At 37.8% G+C, this 26,985-nt stretch carries 27 protein-coding genes; 16 read left to right on the top strand and 11 right to left on the bottom strand.

Going from position 1 to position 26,985, the window contains the following annotated elements; all coding sequences use genetic code 11:
* Positions 1-29 precede the first annotated feature (29 nt).
* On the top strand, positions 30-839 hold the full coding sequence (gene pstB / locus ACLIBH_RS06275; protein ID WP_439315900.1) for a phosphate ABC transporter ATP-binding protein PstB: 810 nt from the start codon (positions 30-32) through the stop codon (positions 837-839).
* 57 nt (positions 840-896) lie between these two features.
* Here pstB and ACLIBH_RS06270 read toward each other — a convergent pair whose 3' ends face one another.
* The gene (locus tag ACLIBH_RS06270) at positions 897-1,097 is read right to left on the bottom strand and encodes a DUF4083 domain-containing protein (RefSeq protein ID WP_439315848.1); all 201 of its coding nucleotides are present in this window, start codon (positions 1,095-1,097) and stop codon (positions 897-899) included.
* An 84-nt stretch (positions 1,098-1,181) separates the two neighbouring features.
* Positions 1,182-2,252, bottom strand: coding sequence for a branched-chain amino acid aminotransferase (locus tag ACLIBH_RS06265; protein WP_439315847.1), 1,071 nt, complete (start codon positions 2,250-2,252; stop codon positions 1,182-1,184).
* A gap of 837 nt (positions 2,253-3,089) precedes the next feature.
* Between ACLIBH_RS06265 and ACLIBH_RS06260 the strand changes: the two genes are divergently transcribed.
* Positions 3,090-4,262, top strand: coding sequence for a pyridoxal phosphate-dependent aminotransferase (locus tag ACLIBH_RS06260; RefSeq protein WP_439315846.1), 1,173 nt, complete (start codon positions 3,090-3,092; stop codon positions 4,260-4,262).
* A gap of 274 nt (positions 4,263-4,536) precedes the next feature.
* The gene (ilvD, locus tag ACLIBH_RS06255) at positions 4,537-6,237 is read left to right on the top strand and encodes a dihydroxy-acid dehydratase (protein ID WP_439315845.1); all 1,701 of its coding nucleotides are present in this window, start codon (positions 4,537-4,539) and stop codon (positions 6,235-6,237) included.
* 172 nt (positions 6,238-6,409) lie between these two features.
* Here ilvD and ACLIBH_RS06250 read toward each other — a convergent pair whose 3' ends face one another.
* Positions 6,410-7,294, bottom strand: coding sequence for a cation diffusion facilitator family transporter (locus ACLIBH_RS06250; RefSeq protein WP_439315844.1), 885 nt, complete (start codon positions 7,292-7,294; stop codon positions 6,410-6,412).
* A 411-nt stretch (positions 7,295-7,705) separates the two neighbouring features.
* Here ACLIBH_RS06250 and ACLIBH_RS06245 point away from each other — a divergent pair, with 411 nt between their 5' ends.
* The 7 genes from ACLIBH_RS06245 (at position 7,706) to ACLIBH_RS06215 (ending at position 12,760) form a co-directional block, all read left to right on the top strand.
* On the top strand, positions 7,706-8,602 hold the full coding sequence (locus ACLIBH_RS06245; RefSeq protein WP_439315843.1) for a fumarylacetoacetate hydrolase family protein: 897 nt from the start codon (positions 7,706-7,708) through the stop codon (positions 8,600-8,602).
* Between the two features lie 30 nt (positions 8,603-8,632).
* Positions 8,633-8,860: a DUF2164 domain-containing protein gene (locus ACLIBH_RS06240; protein WP_439315842.1), complete on the top strand. Its 228-nt coding sequence runs from the start codon at positions 8,633-8,635 to the stop codon at positions 8,858-8,860.
* 32 nt (positions 8,861-8,892) lie between these two features.
* Positions 8,893-9,093: a YwbE family protein gene (locus ACLIBH_RS06235; RefSeq protein WP_439315841.1), complete on the top strand. Its 201-nt coding sequence runs from the start codon at positions 8,893-8,895 to the stop codon at positions 9,091-9,093.
* Positions 9,094-9,345: 252 nt separating this feature from the next.
* On the top strand, positions 9,346-9,636 hold the full coding sequence (locus tag ACLIBH_RS06230; RefSeq protein ID WP_439315840.1) for a hypothetical protein: 291 nt from the start codon (positions 9,346-9,348) through the stop codon (positions 9,634-9,636).
* A 467-nt stretch (positions 9,637-10,103) separates the two neighbouring features.
* On the top strand, positions 10,104-10,847 hold the full coding sequence (locus tag ACLIBH_RS06225; protein ID WP_439315839.1) for a metal ABC transporter ATP-binding protein: 744 nt from the start codon (positions 10,104-10,106) through the stop codon (positions 10,845-10,847).
* Positions 10,847-11,707: a metal ABC transporter permease gene (locus tag ACLIBH_RS06220; protein ID WP_439315899.1), complete on the top strand. Its 861-nt coding sequence runs from the start codon at positions 10,847-10,849 to the stop codon at positions 11,705-11,707. Before ACLIBH_RS06225 ends, ACLIBH_RS06220 begins: the two co-directional genes overlap by 1 nt.
* 57 nt (positions 11,708-11,764) lie before the next feature.
* Complete coding sequence (locus ACLIBH_RS06215) at positions 11,765-12,760, top strand: metal ABC transporter solute-binding protein, Zn/Mn family (RefSeq protein ID WP_439315838.1); 996 nt, start codon at positions 11,765-11,767, stop codon at positions 12,758-12,760.
* A gap of 152 nt (positions 12,761-12,912) precedes the next feature.
* Here ACLIBH_RS06215 and ACLIBH_RS06210 read toward each other — a convergent pair whose 3' ends face one another.
* The 6 genes from ACLIBH_RS06210 to ACLIBH_RS06185 all read right to left on the bottom strand — a co-directional run bounded on the left by ACLIBH_RS06210 (position 12,913) and on the right by ACLIBH_RS06185 (position 18,565).
* Complete coding sequence (locus ACLIBH_RS06210; protein WP_439315837.1) at positions 12,913-13,773, bottom strand: CvfB family protein; 861 nt, start codon at positions 13,771-13,773, stop codon at positions 12,913-12,915.
* 1,237 nt (positions 13,774-15,010) lie between these two features.
* Positions 15,011-15,913 carry a CPBP family intramembrane glutamic endopeptidase gene (locus ACLIBH_RS06205; protein WP_439315836.1) on the bottom strand — a complete coding sequence of 301 codons (903 nt, stop codon included), beginning with the start codon at positions 15,911-15,913 and terminating at the stop codon, positions 15,011-15,013.
* A 39-nt stretch (positions 15,914-15,952) separates the two neighbouring features.
* Positions 15,953-16,600, bottom strand: coding sequence for an ABC-2 transporter permease (locus ACLIBH_RS06200; RefSeq protein WP_439315835.1), 648 nt, complete (start codon positions 16,598-16,600; stop codon positions 15,953-15,955).
* A gap of 82 nt (positions 16,601-16,682) precedes the next feature.
* Positions 16,683-17,321 carry an ABC-2 transporter permease gene (locus ACLIBH_RS06195; RefSeq protein WP_439315834.1) on the bottom strand — a complete coding sequence of 213 codons (639 nt, stop codon included), beginning with the start codon at positions 17,319-17,321 and terminating at the stop codon, positions 16,683-16,685.
* Positions 17,322-17,337: 16 nt separating this feature from the next.
* Positions 17,338-18,186, bottom strand: coding sequence for an ABC transporter ATP-binding protein (locus ACLIBH_RS06190; protein ID WP_439315833.1), 849 nt, complete (start codon positions 18,184-18,186; stop codon positions 17,338-17,340).
* A 1-nt stretch (position 18,187) separates the two neighbouring features.
* Positions 18,188-18,565 (bottom strand): GntR family transcriptional regulator, encoded by a 378-nt coding sequence (locus ACLIBH_RS06185; RefSeq protein WP_439315898.1) that lies wholly within the window; start codon positions 18,563-18,565, stop codon positions 18,188-18,190.
* Between the two features lie 484 nt (positions 18,566-19,049).
* Here ACLIBH_RS06185 and ACLIBH_RS06180 point away from each other — a divergent pair, with 484 nt between their 5' ends.
* Positions 19,050-19,841: an SDR family oxidoreductase gene (locus ACLIBH_RS06180; protein ID WP_439315832.1), complete on the top strand. Its 792-nt coding sequence runs from the start codon at positions 19,050-19,052 to the stop codon at positions 19,839-19,841.
* A 384-nt stretch (positions 19,842-20,225) separates the two neighbouring features.
* Here ACLIBH_RS06180 and ytaF read toward each other — a convergent pair whose 3' ends face one another.
* Positions 20,226-20,861, bottom strand: coding sequence for a sporulation membrane protein YtaF (ytaF, locus tag ACLIBH_RS06175; RefSeq protein WP_439315831.1), 636 nt, complete (start codon positions 20,859-20,861; stop codon positions 20,226-20,228).
* 163 nt (positions 20,862-21,024) lie between these two features.
* On the opposite strand from ytaF, the gene ACLIBH_RS06170 reads away from it, so the two are divergent.
* The 5 genes from ACLIBH_RS06170 to ACLIBH_RS06150 all read left to right on the top strand — a co-directional run bounded on the left by ACLIBH_RS06170 (position 21,025) and on the right by ACLIBH_RS06150 (position 26,522).
* On the top strand, positions 21,025-21,960 hold the full coding sequence (locus ACLIBH_RS06170) for an AEC family transporter (protein WP_439315830.1): 936 nt from the start codon (positions 21,025-21,027) through the stop codon (positions 21,958-21,960).
* An 87-nt stretch (positions 21,961-22,047) separates the two neighbouring features.
* A complete protein-coding gene (locus ACLIBH_RS06165; protein ID WP_439315829.1) occupies positions 22,048-22,296 on the top strand; it encodes a transcriptional regulator SplA domain-containing protein in 249 nt (82 codons plus the stop codon).
* Positions 22,289-23,317 (top strand): spore photoproduct lyase, encoded by a 1,029-nt coding sequence (gene splB / locus ACLIBH_RS06160; protein WP_439315828.1) that lies wholly within the window; start codon positions 22,289-22,291, stop codon positions 23,315-23,317. The genes ACLIBH_RS06165 and splB overlap by 8 nt, the downstream gene beginning before the upstream one ends.
* 398 nt (positions 23,318-23,715) lie before the next feature.
* A complete protein-coding gene (locus tag ACLIBH_RS06155; protein WP_439315827.1) occupies positions 23,716-25,890 on the top strand; it encodes a DNA topoisomerase III in 2,175 nt (724 codons plus the stop codon).
* A gap of 392 nt (positions 25,891-26,282) precedes the next feature.
* Positions 26,283-26,522 carry an indolepyruvate ferredoxin oxidoreductase subunit alpha gene (locus ACLIBH_RS06150; protein ID WP_439315826.1) on the top strand — a complete coding sequence of 80 codons (240 nt, stop codon included), beginning with the start codon at positions 26,283-26,285 and terminating at the stop codon, positions 26,520-26,522.
* A 195-nt stretch (positions 26,523-26,717) separates the two neighbouring features.
* Here ACLIBH_RS06150 and ACLIBH_RS06145 read toward each other — a convergent pair whose 3' ends face one another.
* Positions 26,718-26,879 carry a hypothetical protein gene (locus ACLIBH_RS06145; RefSeq protein ID WP_439315825.1) on the bottom strand — a complete coding sequence of 54 codons (162 nt, stop codon included), beginning with the start codon at positions 26,877-26,879 and terminating at the stop codon, positions 26,718-26,720.
* Positions 26,880-26,985: the final 106 nt, after the last annotated feature.

Raw genomic sequence — 26,985 nt, 5'->3', positions numbered from 1 at the left:
TGAATATAATGACTTTAGTAAAAGAAAAGATGAACGTAGACTTTACGCTAACACCGAAACCTACAAATCATATTGGGTTAGCCAATGAAGTTGTTTATCGTACGGTAGATTTCAACTTATGGTATGGAGATACACATGCACTAAAGGATATTAATCTATCCCTTTATCAAAACGAAGTTACTGCAATCATCGGCCCATCTGGATGTGGCAAATCAACATTTATTAAAGCATTGAATCGAATGGTTGAGCTCGTTCCGATTGTAAAGCTATCAGGAGACATAATGTATCGAGATCAACACATTCTTGATCGGTCTTTTAGAGTAGAAGAATTAAGAACGCAAGTTGGAATGGTTTTTCAAAAGCCAAACCCATTTCCAAAGTCAATCTATGAAAATATTGCCTATGGGCCAAAAATACATGGGATTCGCAATAAAAAAATAGTAGATGAAATTGTAGAAAAAAGCTTAAGAGGTGCCTATATATGGGATGAGGTAAAAGACCGTCTTCATGAAAATGCGTATGGTTTATCCGGTGGACAGCAACAGCGTTTGTGTATTGCCCGTTGTTTAGCAATTGAACCAGATGTTATTTTAATGGATGAGCCTACTTCGGCATTAGATCCAAAGTCTACCTTGAAAGTTGAAGAGCTTGTACAGAAGTTGAAGAAGGAATACTCGATCATTATGGTTACTCATAATATGCAACAAGCCGCTCGTATTTCTGATAAAACAGCATTTTTCTTAGAAGGGGAAGTCATTGAATATGACGCCACTGATCATATATTTACAAATCCAAATGATAATAGAACAGAAGACTACATTTCTGGTCGGTTTGGTTAATGAATGAAAATATCCATTTGTTTACTATTCCGATGCACATACGTTTGAAAAAAGTAACTATTTATCAGACTGATCTCGGTCGGCATGTTTATGGAGTAAATCAATTTTCTCTTCAATTCGATCGAGTTGTGATTTTTGTTTACTTCTCTTAAATAGGCTTATTAATAGTACGATAAGTGTAGTAACTATAATTGCAATTAAGAAAAAGAAAAATAATTGAATTGCTAAGTCACCGAAATGAAATTGTTCAACATCCATTTTGTGTCCCCCCTTTATATATATAGATAAACGAACCAATGCTGCCAGTCATCATTGGTTCGTTTGCATTTTATAGTTGGTACATTAAATCTTTGAAATCCAATTAAAAGGGTCTTCTTCTTTACCATATTGAATAGCTGTTAACGTGTCATAAACTCTTTTCGCAGTTTTCCCCGTTTTACCTTCATTAATAACGAGGTCTTGTTCGTCCCAAGTCAACTGGCCAATAGGTGAAATGACCGCTGCGGTACCGGAACCGAATGCTTCTTCCAAGCTACCTTGCTTATGTGCGTCATAGATTTCTTCCATAGATATTTTTCTTTCTGTTACAGGAACATTCCACGACTTTAGTAGTTGGATAACAGAGTTTCTTGTTACACCTTCTAAAATGCTTCCGTTAAGCGCCGGGGTAATGACTTCACCGTTAATCTTGAAAAACACATTCATACTACCAACTTCTTCAATGTATTTTTTCTCTACTCCATCAAGCCACAACACTTGAGCAAACCCTTTGTTTGCAACTAATTCTTGTGCCATTAAACCAGCTGCGTAATTCCCACCAGTTTTTGCCTCGCCAGTTCCACCTTTTACTGCTCGAACAAATTTATTTTCAACAGCGATTTTCACCGGATTAATTCCTTCCTTGTAATAAGCGCCTACTGGAGAGAGAATGACGATGAATTTATAATGATTTGAAGGTGCTACACCTAAATACGGCTCCGTTGAAATAATAAACGGTCGAATATAAAGCGAAGTACCTTCGGAAGTTGGTATCCACTCTTTGTCAATTGAAACAAGCTGCTTAATTGCTTCAATGGCAAACGATTCATCAATCCTTGGAATACAAAGACGGTCATTTGAACGGTTTAATCGCTCCATGTTTTTTTCAGGACGAAAAAGCTGAGCCTCTCCCGTTGGAGTAATATATGCTTTCAATCCTTCGAATACAGATTGACCGTAGTGGAAAATCATTGCAGCAGGATCAATCGTCAAAGGCTCATAAGGAACGATACGTGCATCGTGCCAGCCAGATTCTGAAGAATAGTCCATAATAAACATATGGTCTGTAAATACTCTGCCGAATTCCAATTGATCGGTTTGTGGTTTGGCTTTCTTATCTGTTGCTAATACTTGCTGTATACGTTGTTTTTTCATCCCCATATCTCCTATCATTAAAAACAAAATAGTATTTTAAAAGTTGAATTAAAAGTCACAGTACTAAAGAAGCTAAAATATATCTGTTTAAATACTTTCTTACAATAACATATCATATTATTTAAATTCAGTGTGATAATAATTCCTATTTTAGTCAATTTCATAATTGCCATTTTTAAAAAACACAAAAGAACAGAATGTTAAAATCGACTTAAAATTGGTGTCTGCTGTGTTCGATCCGGATCCACTCCGCTTTCCGCAGGCAACACCTCAACTAATTTTAAACGATTTTTCCCAAAACTTATAAAATGGATTTTCGGCTGTTGCTTTTCCTGCAGGAGTGTGCGTGGATCCGGATTCCACACAGACGAGTTGGTGTTGCTATGCAACCTGTGTTTCTTGGTTGAATGCTGTATGAATTCGATTATCCTCATCCTATCTCATTATGCGAGCTTTAATTAATACTTTCTGTAAAAAAGGTAAACGTATATGGTGTATGAGTAAAATGGTTGTGGGGGAACAGATGCACGAATCTAACTAGATAATATGTGATCAATTTTACTTCGAACGATATACACATGAATAACACCGTTGATTTTCACTGCAGGTGGATGCTTTCCGCGGAAACGGCATCAGCCTCCTCGGAAAGCGTAGTGTATATCTACTGCGGTCGGTAGGAAGCAATACTAAAATTAACGAGTACAAAGAGAGGTTTTTTAACTTCTTAAAATAACACCCACAAATACTTGACTCAATCGTATATGGTTTGTTTCTTTACAAGCTGAATGGATCTCGCTATGATTTAGTAGGTTTATAATTTTTAAAGGAGTGGGTGTTGTGCATATATTTGAACAATCAAATACATTAAAAAGATTACCGGAACAATTTTTTGCTAAGCTTGCCGGTAAAGTACAGTCTTTGCAAATGCAAGGGTATGACGTTATAAATTTAGGACAAGGAAATCCTGATATGCCAACACCTGAGCACATTGTTCAGGCAATGCAAACAGCTGTAGAGCGACCTACTAATCATAAATATTCTCCGTTTGCCGGGCATCGCCATTTCCGTGAAGCGATTGCAGAATTTTATAAACGAGAATACAACGTGCACATTGATCCAGACAAAGAGGTTGCTCTGTTAGGTGGTACAAAAGTAGGGGTGGTCGAAATTAGCCAATGTCTACTTAATCCTGGAGATGTAGCACTGCTTCCAGATCCAGGCTATCCTGATTATTTATCGGGCATCGCGCTCGCTCAAGCAGAACCTTCCTTTATGCCACTTTTAGAGGAGAATGACTTCTTGCCAAATTATGAAAACTTATCTACTGAAATGCTAGATAAGGCGAAGCTCATGTTCTTAAATTATCCGAGTAATCCAACAGCAGGAACTGCTAACAAAGCATTTTTTGATTATACGGTAGCAATAGCGAAGAAAAATAACATTTGTGTTGTGCATGATCTTGCTTATGGAGCGATCGGATTTGACGGCATAAAGCCGCCAAGCTTTTTACAATCTGAGGGCGCTAAAGAGATTGGCGTTGAAATGTATACGTTATCCAAAACGTATAATATGGCAGGGTGGCGTGTTGGATTTGCAGTAGGGAATCAATCCGTTATAAGTAGTATTAATTTACTGCAGGACCACACGTATGTAAGTTTGTTTGGAGCGTTACAAGAAGCCGGTGCAGCAGCATTACTCGGAGATCAAACAGCTGTTCACGAATTGAATGCAATTTATGAAAGACGTCGTAATGCATTCGTTGCGAGCTTAAACGATATCGGTTGGAAGGTGAGTGCGCCTAAAGGTACGTTTTTTGTTTGGCTACCGGTACCATCGGGTTATACGTCGGAGGAGTTTACCGATATTCTTTTGGAAAAAGCGCACGTTGCGGTTGCTCCAGGGAATGGGTTCGGTACGTATGGGGAAGGTTATGTTCGTGCTGGTTTATTAGATGAGGAGGAACGATTACGAGAAGCCGCTCGTCGCATAGGAGAATTGAATTTGTTTTAAAACGTAGTAAAGCTTTATGTTATAGCCTTGAAAAGCGGAGATATCAAATTCATTCTATACTGGCAAGGCTTGCTTTTTGTGTTGTTCATTTTATCTATTTTGATTTTGAAAACAGGTAGTGAAAATGAAGCACGTTTTTTTGAGAAACGGTCGTTGCGTATGTTATGTTGAAAGAAATTTACAGAGAAAAATAATAAACAAGGACTCTGACTGAAAATCATTGAACTTTTACACGCGGAGCAATATAATTAAAGAAAGAAAGGTGAGGTGCTAAATGACAAAAGATTCAAAAGATTTGCGGATTAATAGTAAAGTGTTTGACGGTACGATGAAGTCACCAAACCGGGCGATGCTCCGTGCTGTTGGCTTTACCGATGAGGATTTTAAAAAGCCAATGATTGGAGTTGCCAGTACGTGGAGTGAGGTAACGCCATGTAATATACATATAAAGGATTTAGCAGAAAGCGCTAAAAAAGGTGCGAGAGAAGCTGGCGGCGCACCTATGATATTTAATACGATTACTGTATCTGACGGTATATCGATGGGAACGGACGGGATGCGTTATTCCCTTCCAAGCCGGGATGTTATTGCTGACTCTATCGAAACAGTTGTTGGTGCAGAAAGTCTTGATGCTTTAGTAACAATCGGTGGATGCGATAAGAACATGCCAGGTTGTATGATCGCTATCTCGAACGCTGAAGTCCCATCTGTATTTGTTTACGGTGGAACTATTTCACCTGGAAAGCTCGATGAAAAAGATATCGATCTTGTATCTGTATTTGAAGGCGTTGGCCAGCATAATAAAGGGGATATTGACGATCAGCAATTACGTCGTATCGAATGTCAAGCATGCCCTGGTGCTGGTTCATGTGGCGGTATGTATACAGCAAATACGATGGCTTCTGCTATTGAAGCAATGGGGATGAGTTTGCCTGGTAATGCTGCAAAGCCAGCAACTTCTGAAGCAAAAATGGAAGAATGTGCCGAAGCTGGAAAGGCTGTATATAATCTTTTGGAAAAAGGTATTTATCCAAAAGATATTATGACAAAAGAGGCATTTGAAAATGCAATTACAGTCGTAATGGCGCTTGGCGGGTCGACGAATGCGATTCTTCACCTTCTATCCATTGCGCACGCGATTGATGTTGATTTAACTATTGATGATTTCAATCGGATCCAAAAACGAGTGCCACACATTGCCGATTTAAAGCCGAGCGGTCAGTATGTAATGGAAGATTTATACAATGTCGGTGGTGTACAAGCCGTAATGAAGCTGTTATATGAAAATGGGTATCTGCATGGAGACTGTTTGACTGTAACAGGTAAAACGTTGGCAGAAAACTTAAAAGACGCTCCTAGTCTAAAAGAAGGTCAAAAAGTAATTACATCGCTTGATCAGCCGAAACGAAAAGATGGCCCGTTAATAGTCTTAAAAGGAAATCTAGCACCAAAAGGCGCAGTAGCAAAAGTATCTGGTGTAAAGGTTAAGCGACATACTGGTCCTGCTCGAGTGTATAACACAGAAGCGGAAGCGACAGAAGCGGTAATGAATAATGAAATTAATGAAGGCGATGTTCTCGTTATTCGCCATGTTGGACCAAAAGGCGGCCCAGGTATGCCGGAAATGCTGTCTATTTCTGCGATCCTTGTTGGAAAAGGACTAGGCGAAAAAGTGGCATTATTGACGGATGGCCGTTTCTCAGGCGGAACTCATGGTCTTGTTGTCGGACATATTGCACCAGAAGCCCAAGTCGGCGGTCCGATTGCATTGCTACAAGAAGGCGACGAAGTAACGATTGATTCCGAGGAACAAACGATTACGATGGATGTTTCAGAGGAAGAATTAGAAAATCGTCGTAAGAGCTGGGAAGCACCTCCACTTTATACAAAAGGTGTACTTGGTAAATATGCGCATAACGTATCGTGCTCATCAAGAGGTGCAGTAACGGATTATTTTAAACGTATGGAAGATTAATATATGAAAAACGGATAAGTGGACATACGTTCATTTATCCGTTTTTTTAAAAGCTCCCAGTTAATGGTAGTGGAAGGCTGCGACTCCAGCCTCAAATAGCATGAATTGGAGACAGTTCCTTATTTCTAGTCGATCAACCGAAAAACCCATAAAAACCCGTACGAAATGTTAATTAGTACGGGTTTATATGGACAAGTACATCTTCAATTTCATGATGCTTGTTCATTAGTTTCGTTTTAACGTGTTTGCTAATAGCATGGCCTTTTTCGACCGTTATATTTCGATCGACTCCTACTTTTATATCAATAACGACATAGCTTCCATGTGTACGGACATGAATTTGATCTATTTTTAGAACCCCGCTAACACTTTTAACAGTTTCAATATATACTTGCGTATCTTCTTTATCCAACACTTTTTCCATCATTATTAAGGAAGATTCTTTAGCCAAGCTATATCCTACCTTTATAACAATAATTGAAACTAGAATACCCGCTACTGCATCGCCATATACAAGTGCGCTAATAGAATATGCTTCGCCTAACAATGCACTTCCAATTCCGAGCAGCGCCGCCATTGAAGATAAAGAATCAGAACGGTGATGCCATGCCTCGCTTATTAAAGCAGAACTTTTATACTTTTTTCCTAGTCTGTATTTGTATTGAAACAGTGCTTCCTTAATTAAAATTGAAATTATAATTATTACGAGTGCAAGCATCCCGGGAGCATTTGGTGTTTCTCCAAAAAATACTTTTATTGATGAAATGCTAACTTCTATACCGACAACGATTAGTAATAAAGCGACGATAATCGAAGCGATATTCTCTGCTTTTCCGTGTCCATACGGATGTTCTTCATCTGGTGGTTTATTAGCAATTTTGACAGCGAATAAGACAACAACTGAGCCTACAATATCTGAGGCTGAATGTAGTGCATCTGCCATGAGCGCCCTGCTCCCTGATAGCAAGCCACCAATACCTTTTAATATTGCGAGTAAACCATTAACGATAATTCCAACCCATGTTGCCGTAATTATTGGTTTTGTATTTTCCCTCATTTATTTTCACCACCATGTCTTGTCCTTCTATCCTACCAGTTGCTATTTGGGTGGGTCTAGAGCAATGTTATTCATTACATCAAACATACTGCCTATAACGCAAAAAAGTTGCGTTAGTTAAACACGAAGTAAGTAATGTTTTATAATATGATCTTCCTTAAATTAGAAAAGAGTTTCCTACGTGAAACAATAAACGGTCATTTTTATAGCATTGTCGGTTCTAGTTACATTATGTAATCTTCACGTATTCATGTATCTATTTTCACCTAAAGTATATAATCATACACATTTAAAGAAAATGGTTATCTTAACGAACAAATACGTGCAATCCAATTACTTGCACCTATGTTAAACAAGCTTCTGAATTATGGTAAACTTATACAAGCACATTAATTGTTAGGAGGTACGTAAATGAAATTAGCAACATTTTCAATAAACGGTAAGCAATCTTTTGGGATAAAGGTGAAAGATGGGATCATTGACGTGGAAGCAGCATTACAACAACATCCATCTGACTATGATATTCCGTCTAATGTAATGAATTTTATTAAACATAGTAACGAGGCATTGCCTGCCATGAGTCGCTATCTTTCTAAGCTAACTATAAATGAACAGTCGCAGTTTTTAATTAAAGAATCAGAAGTGGATTGGGAACCATGCGTACCAAGGCCAGGTAAAATCATATGTGTTGGTCTAAACTATAAAAAACATGCAGATGAAGTGAAAATACCGTATCCAGAAGTACCTGTTTTATTTAACAAATTTCCAAATGCACTAACAGGACACAGGCGTGCAATTCTCATCCCGCAAGTAACGAATCGTGTGGATTATGAAGCAGAGCTAGGTATTGTAATTGGACAAACTGCTAAAAATGTTTCGGAAAAGGAAGCGTTAGATTATGTGTTCGGCTATTGTACGACAAATGATGTATCCGCCCGTGATTTGCAAAAGAAGACATCGCAATGGTTGCTCGGTAAAACATGTGATGGCTTTGCTCCTATTGGTCCTTATATCGTAACGAAGGATGAAGTAAGCGATCCAAATAATTTAACGTTAAAAACTACGGTAAATGGAGAAGTACGACAACATTCAAATACAGCTGATATGGTATTCTCTTGTGAGGCGATTGTTAGCTATATTTCTAAGCATATGACATTATTTCCAGGCGATTTAATTTTAACAGGTACTCCAGAAGGTGTAATCATCGGACAGCCGAAAGAAGAAAGAGTATATTTGCAACAAGGTGACGAGGTAACAATTGAAATTGAAAAGCTAGGCGCACTAACGAATACATTTATAAATGAATAAGTACGTTACAACATAAAGGAGAGCTCCTTATTGAAAGCAACATTTGAATTATCAAAAGAGCAACAGGAAGAAATGATTAAACATATGCAGCATTATTTTGAAAAAGAGCATGGCGAAAAAATGGGTAATTTGAAAGCGATGATGTTCTTAGACTTCATAACGAAGGAAATAGCGCCAACCTTTTACAATAAAGGTGTAGAAGATAGTCATACATACATGCTAGCGAAAATAGAGGATATATTTGAAATTCAGAAGTGATAAATCACGTGTGGAAAATAAGGAGATAGGCAATGGGCACAGACGGAAGATATAGAGAAAATATTTATAGAGGACTTGCAGTGGAAGTTATTTTGAAAAAAGATCAGAGAACAGGTAAAACGACAAGTGGGATTGTACAGGATATACTTACTAAGTCCTCCTTTCATCCTCACGGCATAAAGGTTCGCTTACAAGACGGTCAAGTAGGAAGAGTTTATACCGATACGAAATGATCGTTTATAATTTGCATACATTTTTACCGTACTGGAAGAATACTTTTTATAAATACAATTGCAAATGAGCATGATTCAATTATTGAGGAATGTGTAGCCTGTCCAACATTTAATTTTTAATTTGTGAACTAATCGTGACAACTTGCAGTTTTAATGCTTTCGATCGTCTGTTTAATTGACTTTACAACTGTTCGATTGTAAACTATATAAAGATAGTGCGAACTATATATATTTGGTATATGAGGTGACACGATGATACAGTCTGTATTCACAATAGGTATTATTTTAACGGTTGCTATTTTAATTTTAAGTTTTGTACTTGTGAAAGTAACGCCTAAAACGAAGTACATAAGCTACTACCCATGTATGTTCTTATTTGGAGCTGGCTTAATTTTACTTTTGTTTGCTACGATAGTTGAAAGAACATTTATTATGGGTGCCGGCCTAGGTGGCTGGGGAATTGCTTGTCTATTTGCAGCTGCAATTGGTTTTATTGTCACGGCGATTTTAGACTCTTTTCAGCAAGAGGATGTTAAAGCTTAATTAATTTAATTACGATTAATAGGAGACGTGCTTCCACGTCCTATTTATTTAGAAAAGTCTGCGATGCATATTGTGTGCGTTGCGGACTTTTCTATTTTTTTATAAAACGACCCCTAACAAAGGAAATAAAAGAACTTAAAAAGGATTACGAATTGTTGTTTACTTTTAGAAATGTTTATATTATAATAAAAGTTGTATCGAGGAAAGAAATAATGCCTAAGCAAACTAATTGACGATGATGAATTCATTTAGACGGAACTCAAGGTAATAAAATTTTTATTTTAAACGATTATGTATGCAGCGTGAAATAGAAGTGGACGAACGCTATAAAGTCATTGGATCAAGGTTTAATTAAAGAATAAATATCGGAAAGTTCCTTTTTTAACGTCTTAAAGTTGCCTCAGGTAAACTTTTTGGCGTTTTAATAATAATAGAACATGGAAAAGTGGAATCAGGAGGAGATAGCATTGAGGCAAACGATTGATGTAGAGAATTTAAATGTTTCCTATTATGGAAAGCAAGTAGTGGATAATGTCAACTTTTCATTTGAGACAGGAAAGTTAATTGGCATACTAGGACCAAACGGAGCTGGAAAGTCGACGATGATGAAAGCTGTTCTCGGTTTAATTCCACGAGATAGTGGAAAGGTGACGATGGAAAATAAGCCATTAAAAGCTGTGCAAAAAAGAATTGCTTACGTTCCGCAACGTTCAAATATAGATTGGGACTTTCCAATAATTGTACGGGATACGGTTTTATTAGGGACGTTTCCAAAGCTTGGGTTATTTCATCGTCCGAAAAAGGCGGATCGGCAATGGGCGATGGAGTGTCTTGCTAAAGTCGGTATGGAAAAGTATGCAAAAAATCAGATTGGAGAATTGTCCGGTGGGCAACAGCAGCGTGTGTTTCTCGCACGTGCATTAGCACAGAAGGCGGAATACTTTTTCTTAGATGAACCATTTGTTGGAATTGATGTCGCAAGTGAGAAAGTAATTATTAACATTCTTAAAAAATTACGTGACGAAGGAAAAACAGTGTTCGTTGTACATCATGACTTATCGAAAGTAGAGCACTATTTTGATGATTTAATTTTAATTAATAAAGAAATTATCGGATGTGGTTCTGTAGAAAACGTATTCCAACCTTCACTAATGCAAAAAGCATATAATTCTCCCTTTTCAATGATGGGCAGTCTAGGAGTGGAAGCATGATCGAGTTTATGAACGACATAATGAATTACGGATTTCTACAGAAAGCGATGATTACTTCCGTTGTCGTCGGAATAATTTGTGGGGTTATTGGCAGTTTTATTGTACTTCGAGGGATGGCATTAATGGGGGATGCAATTTCGCATGCTGTATTACCTGGAGTAGCTATTTCTTATATGTTCGGTATTAGTTATTTTTATGGAGCAGTTGTGACGGGGATTCTAACCGCATTAGGTATTGGTGTTATTAGCCAAAACAGTCGTGTGAAAAATGACTCGTCGATTGGACTTGTTTTTTCGGCCGCTTTTGCGTTAGGGATTATCTTAATTACAAAGGCTCAAAGTGCAACGGATCTAACTCAAATTCTGTTTGGAAATGTATTATCCGTTCGAACGTCTGATATGTGGCTGACAATCATTGTAGGGGCAATTGTTCTCCTTGCTGTCTTCTTGTTTTATAAAGAACTGCTTGTGTCTAGTTTTGATGAAACAATGGCTGCGGCCTATGGGTTGAAGGTACGGCTCATTCATTATGGGATTATGGTTTTATTGACGTTAGTTACGGTCGCTTCGTTGCAAACAGTAGGTGTTATTTTAGTAATATCTATGCTAATTACACCAGCGGCTACCGCTTATTTATTAACGAATCGAATGGGGACGATGATTTTTATGGCTGCATTTTTTGGAGCAGTCTCAGCGGTGATCGGTATGTATTTTAGTTTTGTTTATAATTTACCATCTGGCCCAGTAATTGCTTTAGCAACTACCGCATTATTTGTTTTAGCTTTTATCTTTTCACCAAAACAAGGGGTGTTATGGCGTACCCTTAAGAATAATAAAAAGAAAGTGGCGTTAGGGAAGTAATCAACTGGTGAAAAAAATTAACTATAGGATTAAACATCAAAGGAGCGTATGGGGTTTATGAGAAATTTTGTAAAGGCACTAATTTTAGCGAGCATCGCATTCGTTGCACTCGCAGCTTGTGGCACGAGTGATGCTACAAAAGAAGAAAAAGGAGAAGTAGCAGATACTAAAGAGACTGCTGGAACTACTGAAGCAAGTACTGGAAATAAACTGTTGGCTGTTTCATCTTTTACGATTATTTCAGATTTGGTTCGAGAAATCGGTGGGGAAAAGGTCGAAGTACACAACCTCGTACCGACGGGAACCGATCCACATGAGTATGAGCCGTTGCCAGAGGATATTAAAAAAGCTACAGATGCGGATGTATTATTTTACAACGGTATGAATTTAGAAGGTGGGAAGGATGGCTGGTTTTTCAGAATGGTCGACTCTGTAGGTCAGGATGAGGCGAAGGTTTATAGTTTGACCGAACGCGTAGAGCCGAAGTATTTGTCGGCAAAGGGAAGTAAAGATGAAGAAGTTAACCCCCACTCGTTTATAGATCCCGGTGTAGGTATTAAGATGGCGGAGGATATGCGAGATGCATTTATCGAGGTTGATCCAGACAATAAAGCGTATTATGAAGAACGAGCCGAAGATTATTTGACCCGTTTAAAAGAAATTGATAAAGAGTACGAAGAGCGAATTGGTGCAATACCTAAAGAAAATCGTACGTTAATTACGAGTGAATGTGCGTTTCAATATATGCTCGATCATTACGGAATGGAGGAAGAATGTATTTGGCGTGTGGATACAGAAGAAAATGGTTCTCCAGAGCAAATTAAATCGCTTGTAACGTACATCCAAGAAAATAACGTTCCTGTTCTATTTTTGGAATCCAACGTAGATTCTCGTCCAATGGAAACCGTTTCTGCTGAATCTGGGGTTGAAATTTATGAAAAGTATATTTATTCGGATGAAATAGGCCAGCCTGGCGACGAAGTCGATACGTATATAAAGTATTTAAATTATAATATTGATATTATTAGTGATGGACTAAATAAGGAATCCTAATTTGCAGAATGATTTGAAATAGGAAGCATACTAAACAATTACGAACTTCAGCGAAAGATAAACAACAGGAAAAAAACTGCCCGCCTAAGCATTCCGAATATGACTTAAGCGGGCAGTTTTTCTATGCAAAATTGTTCATTAACGGAATCGTTTCACTCTTTAATCAAAACTGTTTCTTCCGCGCGTTGTTCAATCCGCTTCATTTTCATTAGCCGCCCGAGCGCCCGTTTGAAGGCTGATTTACTCATATGAAAAGTAGCACGTATGTCCTCGGGATCGCTTTTATCTGTAAAAGGCATGCGACCGTCTTGTTGTGCCAGATGTTGCAGAATTTGTTCTGCATCTGAATCCAATCGTTCGTGCTTTAATGGGAGTAACGAAACGTTGATTGACCCGTCTTCTTTAATCGCGATAATACGTCCATGCACAAGCTCGCCAAGACGTGGTTCTTCATTACGTTCTGTATGGTGAATAAATCCGCGATGATTATTTTCGGTAATTATCGCAGTGCCTTCACGACTTGTGTAATAGACTCGGCCAGTAACAGGCATATTCAACTTTAACTCAAGCGCAGCCTCCCATAAATCGCCGAAATCTTGTTCTTTAGCCGGTATGGCGAGCAGACGACCTTTGCGATCGGTCCCTAAGGTAACATACAGCTGATCACCCGGCTGTGGCCAAGCACTTTGGAATAATGGCAAGTCATCGACGGAAACGAGCATGTCTTTTGTTGTTCCGATATCAACAAATACGCCAATCGGTTTAATAACCTCTATCACCTGTGCCCAACCAAACGTATCTATTTGAATGAAAGGTACTTTACTACTTGCAACAATTTGCTCCGACTTGTCCATATATAAAAATACTTCGACTTCTTCGCCTGTTTCTAGTTCTTTATCTGCTTCATTATTGTGGAGCAAAGCTTCGTTGTCCTCTTGATGGAGAACGTATCCTGTATCAATCTTTCGTAATACTTCCATTGTTTGAACCGTTCCTATTTGTAAGCCGTTCATACAATTACCTGCTTTCGTAAATTTTATTATTAGAAAAGGAGCCCTTTATAGTATACGGTAGGGCTCCTTACATATGAAAGTAACAAATTCATTTATATGCTCACTTGATCTAGATAAGTGAAAAGTTTCTATTCAACGATTTTTTTGCAACGATTTAAGGTTGAGTTGAATTTTATGCCGCGGTCTTTTTCCACTGGGTGTTCTCTAACTTAAGCAATGTAAGCCCTACCTGCTCTTACATCCTTGCGACCCCTTAGTCGCGCCAGTGTGAGTAAGCATCTTCAAAAACAGTACGTAGAAAGCCAGAATGCTTATTTGTTACTTAGCTTTATATTATCTCTCGTAATTTAGTTTTTGTCAAGTAGTTGTCCATGAAAAATTGAGTCGCGTGTTTGCAATCGATGTTTAGAATTTTGAAAACCATTATTTTGTATAGATTACGCTGCGGTGATCGCCGTTGCCCTATGCTTCGCTTTCTGTTGGCAACGCCTCAACTAATTTAGGAAGTTTTTGCAACTTCCTAAATGGATTTTCGGCTGTTGCTTTTCCAACTAGAGTCTGCGCATATGGCAACGGCTAGTGCTAATTCAAACACCAAAGATATAGCGGGTCATAAATTTCCTATCCCTAAAGCGAAATTAGATTAGTAAAATCTGTTTTTAGTGCAGTTACACACTTTGAAAACGCTGCGGTGATCGCCGTTGCCCTATGCTTCGCTTTCTGTTGGCAACGCCTCAACTAATTTAGGAAGTTTTTGCAACTTCCTAAATGGATTTTCGGCTGTTGCTTTTCCAACTAGAGTCTGCGCATATGGCAACGGCTAGTGCTAATTCAAACACCAAAGATATAGCGGGTCATAAATTTCCTATCCCTAAAGCGAAATTAGATTAGTAAAATCTGTTTTTAGTGCAGTTACACACTTTGAAAACACTGCGGTGATCGCCGTTGCCCTATGCTTCGCTTTCTGTTGGCAACGCCTCAACTAATTTAGGAAGTTTTTGCAACTTCCTAAATGGATTTTCGGCTGTTGCTTTTCCAACTAGAGTCTGCGCATATGGCAACGGCTAGTGCTAATTCAAACACCAAAGATAGAAAGGGTCATAAATTTCCAATCCCTAAAAAATTAGATTAGTAAAATCTGTTTCGTCCTTTTTTAGTGCAGTTACACGCTTTTAAAACGTTGCGGTGATCGCCGTTGTCATATGCTTCGCTTTCTGTTGGCGCTTTTTATTTATTGTTAAAGCAATGACGAATAGTTGCGTTTATGTACATACAGTTTTGTCGCAGCAAATCCGAGTAAAATCAAAGCTGTTGCTAGAACTCCACCTTCAAGTCCAAAGGATCCTCCAGTTAGAAGAGCGTTCCCTTGAGAAATATCAATCTCGTAAAGTCCATGTGGGGTCGTTCCACTTACGGCAAAGCCAAAAATATTTCCTTGAAAGTAATTCCACGTAATATGATACCCGATTGGTAAAAGCAGACTTTTAGTAGCATCATACATATAAGCAAATAACAGTCCGACGAGCACGAGATTTACTAATCCGAAAAGACTCACATTTGGATTTGCCCCATGTACAATACTAAAGAAAAGAGCAGAAGCAACATAAATAATCCATTTTTTGTTCCCTCTTAAGATCATCGTATTCATAACATATCCTCTAAAAAACATTTCCTCAAAAAATCCTACTAAAATAAAGAGGATGAGAAAGCTGAATGTAAAACTACTTATTTGGGGATTTGAGAAGGCGGTCAGCAACTGAATATTCCCCGTTACATATAACACGATAAAAATAATAGTAATCGAAATGGCTCCAAGCAGTAGACCATAAACAAAATCTTTGACAGATCCGGATAGCCCTAATGTGGAAGGCTGTTGTTTATTAATAAGTCGCCAAATAAGTACGGTTGCAATGATTCCTCCTACGGTGCCTCCGCCTTGAGCGATTAAAAGCAGCCAAGGATAGTTTGAAAATGCCTCTCCCATATCGATTGCAATTGACCCGGACTCTTCTGATAGCTCGATGAAACTAAGGAAAAGGCTTCCGGGAATTGTAAACACACCTTGAACAAGGAACATAATAATAAATGCGACTAAAATGATCCACCCAGATCGGAATTGCCCGTTTTTATTTTTTAGCAATGTTGTACCTCCTCGTATTTATAATTTCACATTTGATGTTTAAAAATCCTTCTTCAAAAAAAACTGCTCAGCTAGCTTTACAGATGAAACTAGGAAAAAACTTGTCACTACGCATAAGCTAATATACGGTTGAAAAGGAATATACGTTTCCACTAATCGTTTAAAGCCTGGATCGAGCTCGTTGAAAATAATTTCATTTTTCATCGCTAGCACATGAACGAGTGGATCAAGCATGAGAAACGTGCCTAAAAAATAAAGAATCAATACGATACTAATCGAAACGATAACAGATTGAAAGTAGTAAAGTATAGGTAATGTAATACTTATAATTAAACCGCTAAGACAAAAAACGGTTACTATATCTCTCCAGCTATATACATAATAATCCGCCCCAAAAATGTTGGAAGTAAAGATCATAACGCCCCATTGGTAGAATAGAAGAAATAAAGCTAGCAATAGCAAAGCTACGTAGCGGCTTTGTACGATCCTTTGTTTTGGAACAGGTAAACTAATAAGGAACCGATTCATTTTCCCTGTATAATCAAAAATGAATAATGAAATAACAATAGCTAAAAAAACAATGAGAAACAAAAATATTGGAGGCAGCTTTATAACATAAGCAACCACTAAAAAAAGCAAAATCGAAACGTACATTAATATACTCGTATAATGCGTATGCTGTTTCAATAGAGCAAGCACTTGAATCACCAACCTTTAAAATTTTTCATTCCGTCAGTAAAATTATTTGTATTCCCCTTTGACTAATAGGTTAAAAGCAATCCTTCCGTTTAAAAATAGCTGTCGAAATACGATACGATATAAATAGACATAACATAGTCAGTAAGCTAGAAATAAGAAAAGGCTGGATATCGATTAAATAGAAAATACTTAAAAGGAAATAATCCGTATAAGGAAACGCTTCGTTTCCTGCGGTAATTGCAAAGCCAAAAGCGACTATAAAGATAAGTCCCATCATAACGACAACAGCAGTAACAAAGGATCGAAAATGGTAAAAAACGGGAAGAACAATGCTGAGTAACATACTAAAACCAAGGAGTGTGAATAAAAAATGTATCCTGTTTATAGGCTGTTCTTTTAAATAGGGAAGTCCTAAGTGTGCGAGTGCGTCAATCATCCATTGGTATAATAAAAACAGTATAAGTAGTACGAATAGAACGATATATTTTGCTAGTACCGTATGTTGTGGTATGACCGGTAAGCTTTTAAGAAGTGCATGAACATTATTTTTGTAATCATAGTAAAATGCGTTCGCGAGCAGGAGGATAAAAACAGTTAAATAAATAGTAAGCATAGGCATATTCAATACGTATCCGATCGGAACAAAAAAGAGAAAGAATAATAAGCTTGGTGTATGCAAATACACTTCTTTTTTTACTAAATAACGCATTATAAATCCTCCTTTTCTACATCTTTTTTGTAATAAAATACATAATGTCTTCTATCGATGCATTCTCAATTAACACTTCTTTGAAAAATGGCTTGAAAATCTCAGGATTGCCTTCGAATAAAGCTTCAAAACCGACCTCAGTTTCTCGATAGCCTCGAAATAAATTGCGAATATCGTCATCAAGTAACTCTTTTTTTCCTTTTATAAGATGAAATTGTTCTCTTAACTCCTCCATAGATTTTTGCAATACAATTTGTCCTTCATTAATGAAAATAATATAATCAGCTATTCTGTCTAAGTCCGTAGTAATATGAGTGGACAAAAAAATTGTCTGTCTTTCTTTTATCATCAGCTGCTGCAAAATACTAAGCAGTTCTCTTCGGAAAATCGGGTCCAGTCCGGATGTTGGTTCATCCATCACGATAAACTTAGGTTCGTGTGCAAGGGCAAATAGAAGGGAGCATTTCATTTTCATCCCCTTTGAAAAGTGCTTAAGCTTTTTTTGATCGGGCAGTTCAAATTTCTTTAAAAGCGTTTGAAATAGTTGTTCATTCCATGTGGCATACAAGGGAGCAATAAAAGCTTTCATTTTTTGGATTGTAAATTCCTCGTACACGTATAAATCATCGTATACAAAGCCGATATGCTGCTTAGCTTGCGAATCTTTGTGCGTTGTTCCGAACAACTGTATTTCCCCGGCATCTAATTGTAAGATATTCATCATCATTTGGATAATTGTCGTTTTCCCGCTGCCGTTTGGCCCAATAAACCCAGTAATATAGCCTTCAGGAATGGTCATAGACAGATTATCGATAGAGAAATCCTTTCTCTTTTTACTTACATGTTTAAATTCGACTGTATTCACGTTACATTTCCTCCTCGTAGTAAACATCAAGTAGTTCAATAATTTCCTGTTTAGTTAACCCAAGTCTTTTAGCACTTTTAATGATTTTTTCAAGCTCATTTTCCAATTCGCGCATTTGCCATTCTTTTAGTACGTGCGGTTGTTGTCCGGCTACGAATGTCCCTTTGCCTACTGCTGATACGACATATCCTTCTTGCTCAAGTTCTTCGTAAGCTCTTTTTGTTGTTATTACGCTTATCTTAAGCTCCTTAGCGAGCAGTCGCATGGAAGGTAACGCTTCCCCTTCTTCTAACTTACCGTTAAAAATATGCTGTTTTATCTGTTCTTTTATTTGCAAAAAGAGAGGTTCTTTACTATTTGTATCCAATAAAATATTCATGGTCACGTTCACCTCCAAAGAAAAAAGCAGATTGTATTTTAGTAATTTTATACTTAATGTGTATAGTGTATATATACATTATACACAATATACACAAGAATTCAAGATGTTTTCAAAAAATGTGAGTAAACTATTTGAGGCGTTGCCCACAGAAAGCGAAGCATATGGCAACGGCGATCAACGCATCAAGACCGACTTACAAATAGACTCATTTTTTAATAAGTAGCAGTTGCGAAAAGATTTATACGAATGCGATAATGAAATAATAAATAACTAAGCAATATTAATAGGGTTTGTGGATGAAAGTAGGGAAAGTATGGAAAGTTCTCAGGCACGAGCGAATGAAAGATGCGAGACTTTAGCTCGGGGAGGCTCACTACTCGCCCGTGGAAAGCGAGTATCGTCCAAGAATGAAAAAAATCAGAAAACCTCTCCGACTACATTATTTTCCGAATACGCTAACAATGAAAGGATTGGTATACAAATGGATTTATATTTAGAAAATAAAACGGTAATTGTAACTGGAGCAAGCAAAGGACTTGGAAAAGCGATCGCGATGGAATTAGCAAAAGAAGATGCATTTGTCTTTATTAGTAGTCGAACGGAATCGACGTTAAAGGAAGCGGCGAAAGAAATAATAGAAACGACCGGTAACGAAAACGTGCATTATGTAACGTGCGATATGAAGGATAAGAATCAGATTGAACGTTTGATAAACGAAGTTAAAAAGAAAAGAGAGACAGTAGATGTCTTAATTAATAATGCTGGCGGACCACCTGCAGGGGGATTTTTGGATATGGATGAAGCTGATTGGTATCATGCGTTTGAACAAAATTTACTTAGCGTCGTGCGGATGACAAAAGCAGTTATTCCATATATGAAAAAGCAGCAAGAAGGACGAATTGTAAACATTACTTCCTCTTCGATCAAACAAAGCATCGATCAACTAATTCTATCAAATACGATGCGACCGGGTGTGCTCGGATTAACTAAAAGCCTTGCCCAAGAATTTGCACCATATAATATTTTAGTTAATACGGTCGGGCCTGGAATGATTGAAACAGATCGGACAATTGAATTAAATCGTGCTTGGGCAAAGGAAAAAGGCATCGATGCAGAGGAACTTATGAAAGAAGCAACCGAAAAAATCCCAATGAAAAGATACGGGCAACCGGATGAGTTTGCTAAAATGGTTGTTTTTCTAGCATCTGGTGCCAATACGTATATTACAGGTCAAGGACTTGTGGTTGATGGTGCACTTGTAAAGGCGCTATAAGGAATTCAATCGTGTAATAAATCATTTAAATACTCGGGTGTAGAGTCGTATGCATTAAATGAAAGAGGAGTGTTTGGACTTGAGCACAGTCCAGGTTCTTCCTCATGCTTTTTCGGCTGGAACTTTCTCGGAGGGAGTCGCCGCCTTCCACTACAACAACAGCATTAAGGGCATCCTCTTTTTATTAACGAAAAGACATTTCTCAAAACACGACAGTTTCTTAGCAGCCTTAAGGAAAAGATCGGTGAGACCCCACTGTGCGTTGTAGCACGTGAAGGCTCACCTCTCGTTTTCGGGAAAGGCGCGTATATTCCATGAGCAAATCCGTTACAAAATCCCCTTTCTCTATTATTTCTTAACTCCTTTTTGCGTACGTATGAATTGTTAGAATGCATTATTTTGCAAGATGTTAAACATTCCTAGAGCAATTAGTAATAATGGAGGCAATAAAGATAATTTTTCCATATGTTTATTTTTAGAAAGCAATAAGCCTATTTTTATCCCGGAAAATACGAATAGTCCACTCGTAAAGGCAATCAAAATTGTCGTTACTAAAGGGGAATAACCAAGTAGAGCAGCCCCTAAGCCTGCACCAAAAGCATCCAAGGCTAACGCCGTACCGAGTAAGACCGCTTCTTTTGCAGAAATAATCCCAGATTGGTCAAGATCAGCTTGATCGGGTGTGGCAAGCACTGTTTTAATATCGCGAAATCTCTTTGTTGATTGCACGGTCATCTTGACAGTATTTACTTTTGAACGAATCATCTGAAATAAAACAAAAAAGCCTAAACAAATTAATATTAATCCACCGAGCAGCTTTGCCGTAACGGGAGATATAAATGTTTGCAAAATAGAACCGATTTTCATCGATAGAAATACAATTGCACCTGAGCAAATCATAATAATAACGAGCGCGTTAACTGGTACTTTAATTTTTCTCAAACCATACGTAATTCCTACACCGAATCCATCGATACTAACTGCTACGACTAAAAAAAATAACCCCATATAAAAAAGCATAGTCACCAAACCCTTTTCAGCTTTCTAACATATTGTATGGGTTTGATTTTGAGGTGTGCGTGACCGATTCGTGAACGCTTTCCCTCTGATGGCTCGCTTTTATCGGTAATAACCATTCGTCGATTATTTTCATACGTTACATTATGGGAGTGGTTCGAATGGGATGACTGTAGAATTTATCCAAGAGATGCTCGTTTTGTATAGCGTCGCTTTTGCGGGATTTATTGCAAGAAAGAAAAATGTGTTAACGGAACAAGCGAATACTGTGCTAACAAAGCTTATTTTGCACATGACGTTGCCTGCACTTATTATTTATTCACTTGATATTCCGTTTTCGCATTCATATATAAAAGAATTGTTTTGGCTCATGTCTATGTCGATTTATATTTTAACTATTTCCGTTATCTTTGGACGTTGGCTGGAAAAGCGTGCCCGGTTACCTAATGGACAAAGGAAAGTATATGAAAGTCTAATTATATTCGGCAATCAAGGGTTTATTGGATATGCAGTCATTTTCATTTTGTTTCAAGAGTCTGGGATTGTTTATTTGACGATGTTTAATATTTGTTACTTAATGTTAATTTGGACTTATGGAATTTATTTATTTACAGCGAATAAACAAACGGTGGATTGGAAACGTATTTTTTTAAATCCTGGGATATTTTCAACGTGCTTTGGTCTTATCCTTTTGTTTTCCCCGCTTCATTTGCCTTTCATGGTAACGAATACATTGGAGCTTGTCGGTAAAATGACAATACCGTTATCGATGATTGTTATCGGAAGCTTAATGGCTAGAATTACTTGGGGAGATATTCCACTTCTTGTTAAAAATATATATTTATGGAATGCGGCTTTCTTTAAGCTACTGCTTCTGCCGGTTTTATTATTTGTATTTATTTTATTTTCTGTTCCGCATACGCTCTTAGTCATTGCTGTAATCGTAGCAGGTATGCCGTCCGCGCCAACAATTTCACTATATGCACAAACGTATGGAGGGGATGCGTTTTTTGCTGCGCTTGGTGTTTTTTTGACAACGGTGTTATGTATAATGACAATTCCATTTTTGTTTTATTTGGCGCATGCACTCGCTGTACCTTAATCGATGCACACTTTTCCTGTTTCTATTATAAATTGGACTGCTTCCGGTCATAATAATGGCAAACATAATAGAGGAAAGGTGAAATAGATGAATATAAATCAATCGTATCAGCCTGGTGAAGTTGTGTACGTTATTATACGTAATCCGCATGCCCAAGATGTTGCCAACGTGCAAGAAGCAGCGATCGTTGCTCATCCAGATGATCCATCACAAATGGCATTGTTTCTGTACGAGACGTATTACCCGTTAACAGAGGAACTTGCTATATATAAAACAGAAGCAGAGGCAGAGCAAGCATATGAAAATGTGTTTGGAATAGAGGATACGTATGGTTAAACCGTTTGTACCTCAGCTCGTTTATGTTGAACCACAGGCAATGGAATATTCACTTGGAAAGACATTAATAGATAAATTTACTAAAATGGGAATAGAAATTCGGGAAACAACCTCCCATAATCAGATTCGTAATTTACCAGGAGACAATCACTTTCAGAAATACCGAATTGCAAAGTCTACGCTCGTTGTTGGACTTCGTAAAACAATGAAATTTGATACGTCAAAGCCATCCGCTGAATATGCAATCCCTTTAGCGACGGGATGTATGGGCCATTGTCATTATTGTTATTTACAGACTACGATGGGCAGTAAGCCATATATTCGTACATATGTAAATGTCGATGAGATTTTTGACCAAGCAGAACAGTATATGGCAGAAAGAGCTCCAGAATTCACTCGTTTTGAAGCATCGTGTACGTCAGACATTGTAGGTGTTGATCATTTGACACATACGTTGAAGCGCGCAATCGAATATTTCGGCCGATCCGAGCATGGGAAACTGCGTTTTGTGACAAAATTTGCCCATGTGGATCATTTACTTGATGCCGATCACAAAGGACGTACACGTTTTCGGTTTAGTATTAACGACGATTATGTTATTAAATTTTTTGAACCAGGTACTTCTCGATTGCATGAACGGATTGAAGCGGCAGCAAAAGTAGCCGAAGCAGGGTATCCATTAGGATTTATCGTGGCACCGATCTATTTACATGAAGGGTGGAAGGCTGGTTATCACGAAATGTTTGAGAAGCTAGAAGCAATGCTTCCTAATTTCGCCAAAAAGGGGTTAACCTTTGAAATGATTCAGCACCGTTTTACGAAGCCGGCAAAAAGGGTGATCCAGGAAAATTATCCAATGACAAAGCTTGAACTCGATGAAGCAAAGCGTAAATGGAAATGGGGAAGATACGGGATTGGCAAGTACGTCTATCAAAACGAAGAACAGGAAGATATAAAAGATACGCTCGGACGGTATATTGAAAATTACTTTCCAGAAGCAACGCTTGAATACTTTACGTAGGTGCGGGTAAGGGCGGTTTGTTTCGGGGATGTATAGTTCTTTTCAAAAATTACATTTTAATAAAAAAGTTGCTTTATATGAACCGGATACACTGTACTCGAACTCCTTAAAGTTTACATGTGTCCGGGGTTTATTTCCTTGTTTTTCACTCCACTTACGCTCCTCATTTTATCCTTCTGAAAGCGCCTTTTCTGTATACGCGCGAATCTGGTAAACAGACCTTTTTCAATTATCATTATGGTGCAGTTATACAATCTTACTATCGATTCTATTCTGTTCCCTTTAGCAAATGAACGTAGCTTTTATGTATAAATAGCAAGCTGAATATGGTTTGATATGGTAAAGTAGGTATAGAAAAGAAACGTAGCATGTTTGTAACGAAGAAAGGATTTTTGATAATGAGCAAAACCGTTGTTTTAGCAGAAAAACCTTCCGTTGGTCGTGATCTTGCCAACGTATTGAATTGCACGAAAAAGGGAAATGGCTTTATGGAAGGCTCTAAATATATAGTTACGTGGGCGTTAGGTCATTTAGTTACATTAGCCGATCCAGAAAAATATGATGCAAAATATAAGACGTGGCGGTTAGAAGATTTACCAATGCTTCCTAAGCATTTACAGTTAGTCGTGATGCCAAAAACGGGTAAACAATTTGCGACAGTGAAGCAGCAGTTAAATCGGAAAGATGTGAAAGAAATTGTCATTGCAACGGACGCGGGTAGAGAAGGAGAGCTTGTAGCACGCTGGATCATTGAAAAGTCTCGTGTGAATAAACCGATTAAGCGACTCTGGATTTCGTCCGTAACGAATAAAGCCATTCAAGACGGCTTTCGCAATTTACAATCAGGTAAAAAGTATTTGCCGTTATATGCATCTGCGGTCGCACGTTCGGAAGCGGATTGGTATGTAGGATTAAATGCAACTCGCGCACTTACAACTAAATTCAATGCGCAATTATCGAGTGGAAGGGTGCAAACACCGACACTTGGAATGATAGCCGCTCGTGAAAGGGAAATTCAACAGTTCCAACCGCAAACCTTTTACCGTATAGAAGCAAAAACTCAAACAGGCGTAACACTTACGTGGCGGGATGGGGAAAATAACGACCGCATTTTTTCCAAAGATAAGGCGACAAAGCTTTATGAAAACTTAAAAAATAAAGAAGCGAAAATTATTAAGATAGATACGACACTGAAGAAAAGCTATGCACCACAGTTATACGATTTAACCGAGCTGCAACGGGATGCCAACCGTCTCTTCGGATATTCCGGTAAAGAAACGTTGTCGCTCATGCAAAAATTATATGAACAGCATAAGGTACTTACATATCCAAGAACCGATTCACGTGTGCTTTCATCTGACATTGTTTCAACAATAAATGATCGATTGGACGCATGTGGAGTCGATCACTATGCAAATACCGCAAGAAAGATACGCAAAAATGTTTGGAAACTACCAAAATCTGTCGTTAATGATGCGCAAGTATCTGACCATCATGCGATTATTCCAACGGAAGAGCCTGTAATTTTAGAAGATTTAACTTCTAAAGAGCGCAAGATTTATGAGCTTGTTGTAAAGCGATTTTTAGCTGTTCTTTCCGAGGCGCATGAGTACGAGCGGACGACGATTATAGTAAGTATTGCGAATGAGCAATTTACTGCAAATGGAAACAGAGTTATAAAGCAAGGCTGGAAAGCGATTTATAAGCAACAAATAAATAGTGCAAATGATGAGGATAATGAGCAAGAGCTACCAAAATTTAAAAAAGGGGAATCGTTAACAAATCTTCGTATTTCTCTTACAAGTGGGGAAACGAAGCCACAAGAGCGTTTTACAGAAGGAACACTTTTAAAGGCTATGGAAAACCCTGTTCGGTATATGCGTGCGGAAGAAAAACATTTAGCAGAGACAATTAATCAAACAGGTGGGCTCGGTACGGTAGCAACGCGCGCTGACATTATTGAAAAGCTGTTTCATGGTGCCTATATGGAGTTAAGAGGGAAATATATATTCATTACTTCTAAGGGGAAACAACTACTTGAGCTCGTACCGAACGAATTGCGATCTCCGGCCTTAACAGCAGAGTGGGAACAAAAGCTGAGCCAAATCGCACAAGGGAAGCTGACCAAGGAACAGTTTATTAACGAGATGAAACAATATACGAAGCAGATTGTTCAAGAAATTAAAAATAGCGATGAGAAATTTAAACACGATAACATAACGGGAACGAAATGTCCGAAATGCGATAAACTTATGCTTGAGATTAAAAACAAACATGGTAGAATGCTTGTCTGTCAGGATCGTTCGTGCAATCATAAGAAAAACATTGCAAAGCGAACGAATGCACGTTGTCCGAACTGTCATAAACGGTTAGAGCTTCGTGGGGAAGGCGATGGGCAGCAATTTATGTGTGCTTGCGGACATCGAGAAAAACGATCGAGCTTCAATGAACGTAAAAAGCGTGAAAAGAACAAATATGTTTCCAAACGTGAAGTGAATCAGTATTTAAAAAAGCAGGATGACCAGTTTACAAACAATGCACTTGCAGAAGCATTGGCTAAACTGAAGAAATAGGAATCAAGCTTTAATGTATCGTACGAACTGAAAGCAATTGAATGGTGGCGTATCACGGCGAAGTATAAAACGATACAACAAATATACGTTTGAAGGTACGCTTAGAAGAAGGATTGAAAAAAATCAACCGGGTAAACTAAAAAACGAACAAGGGTTTCACATCGATTTGTAAAGCTGTATCCTTTCTCTATGTGGCGTTATAATGCCCTGTTTACGTATGTAACAGAGGAGAAGTATCCTCACGTTTTACTTTACGATAAGAACGACTGCCCGTAAGGTAAAATTGTTCACAAATTTTTTAATAGTAATTTGTTTACTTGTATAAGGAATGTCATGTATCATTGAAGTATAATACAGTTATTTTTTCACTCGAACGAAGGAGGTTACTATAGATGGCTTTTGTAATACTAGAACCATGCAGCGCCGAAAAGGCTGCCGAATGTGTAAGTGTATGCCCAGTCGATTGTATCGAAGAAGGACCAGACCAATTTTATATTGATCCAGATATTTGCATCGATTGTGGTGCGTGTGTTGCAGTATGTCCGGTAGATGCAATTGTAGAGGAATATGATTTAACACCGGAAAATGAAGTGTACTTGGAAAAAGCAGAAGAGTTTTTTGGAAATAAATAAAGCTGAAGTATCATTAATAATTATTGGACTTGTTAAAAATGTATCCAGCCTATAAATAACTCCCCGTTTAGCTATAGAGCATAAGCGGGGAGTTTGCATTTTTAAATTTAGCGAAATACCATAGATATATAGTATGTACGTACGAATTTAGTAAAAGTATTAATATAAATTCAATTTGCGAAAGGTAATTAAGTACTAATTGTCTTTAAGCTCCTCAGCATGAGCATCTTTATTAACGATTTCAGCAATTTTGCTGGCAATCCAGCGTTTCGCAACATCTTCCTCAATTTCATAAATTTTATCTTTTCTTAATAGATCACCGTGGTACATTGTTTGGACATTCATTTTCACTTGCATGATTTCTCACCTCATATAGAATGTTGATACATTCCTTTATTAATAAATATATCGGTTTTGTCATTGTACGTGGAGCCTATACAATTTAACATGTACTTGTATTATA

Origin of the sequence: Virgibacillus sp. W0430, assembly GCF_051846935.1 — a bacterium.
Lineage (GTDB): Bacteria > Bacillota > Bacilli > Bacillales > Amphibacillaceae > JBPYCR01.
The sequence above is the reverse complement of the archived record's forward strand: the minus strand, read 5'-3'. Positions and strand labels throughout refer to the sequence as shown.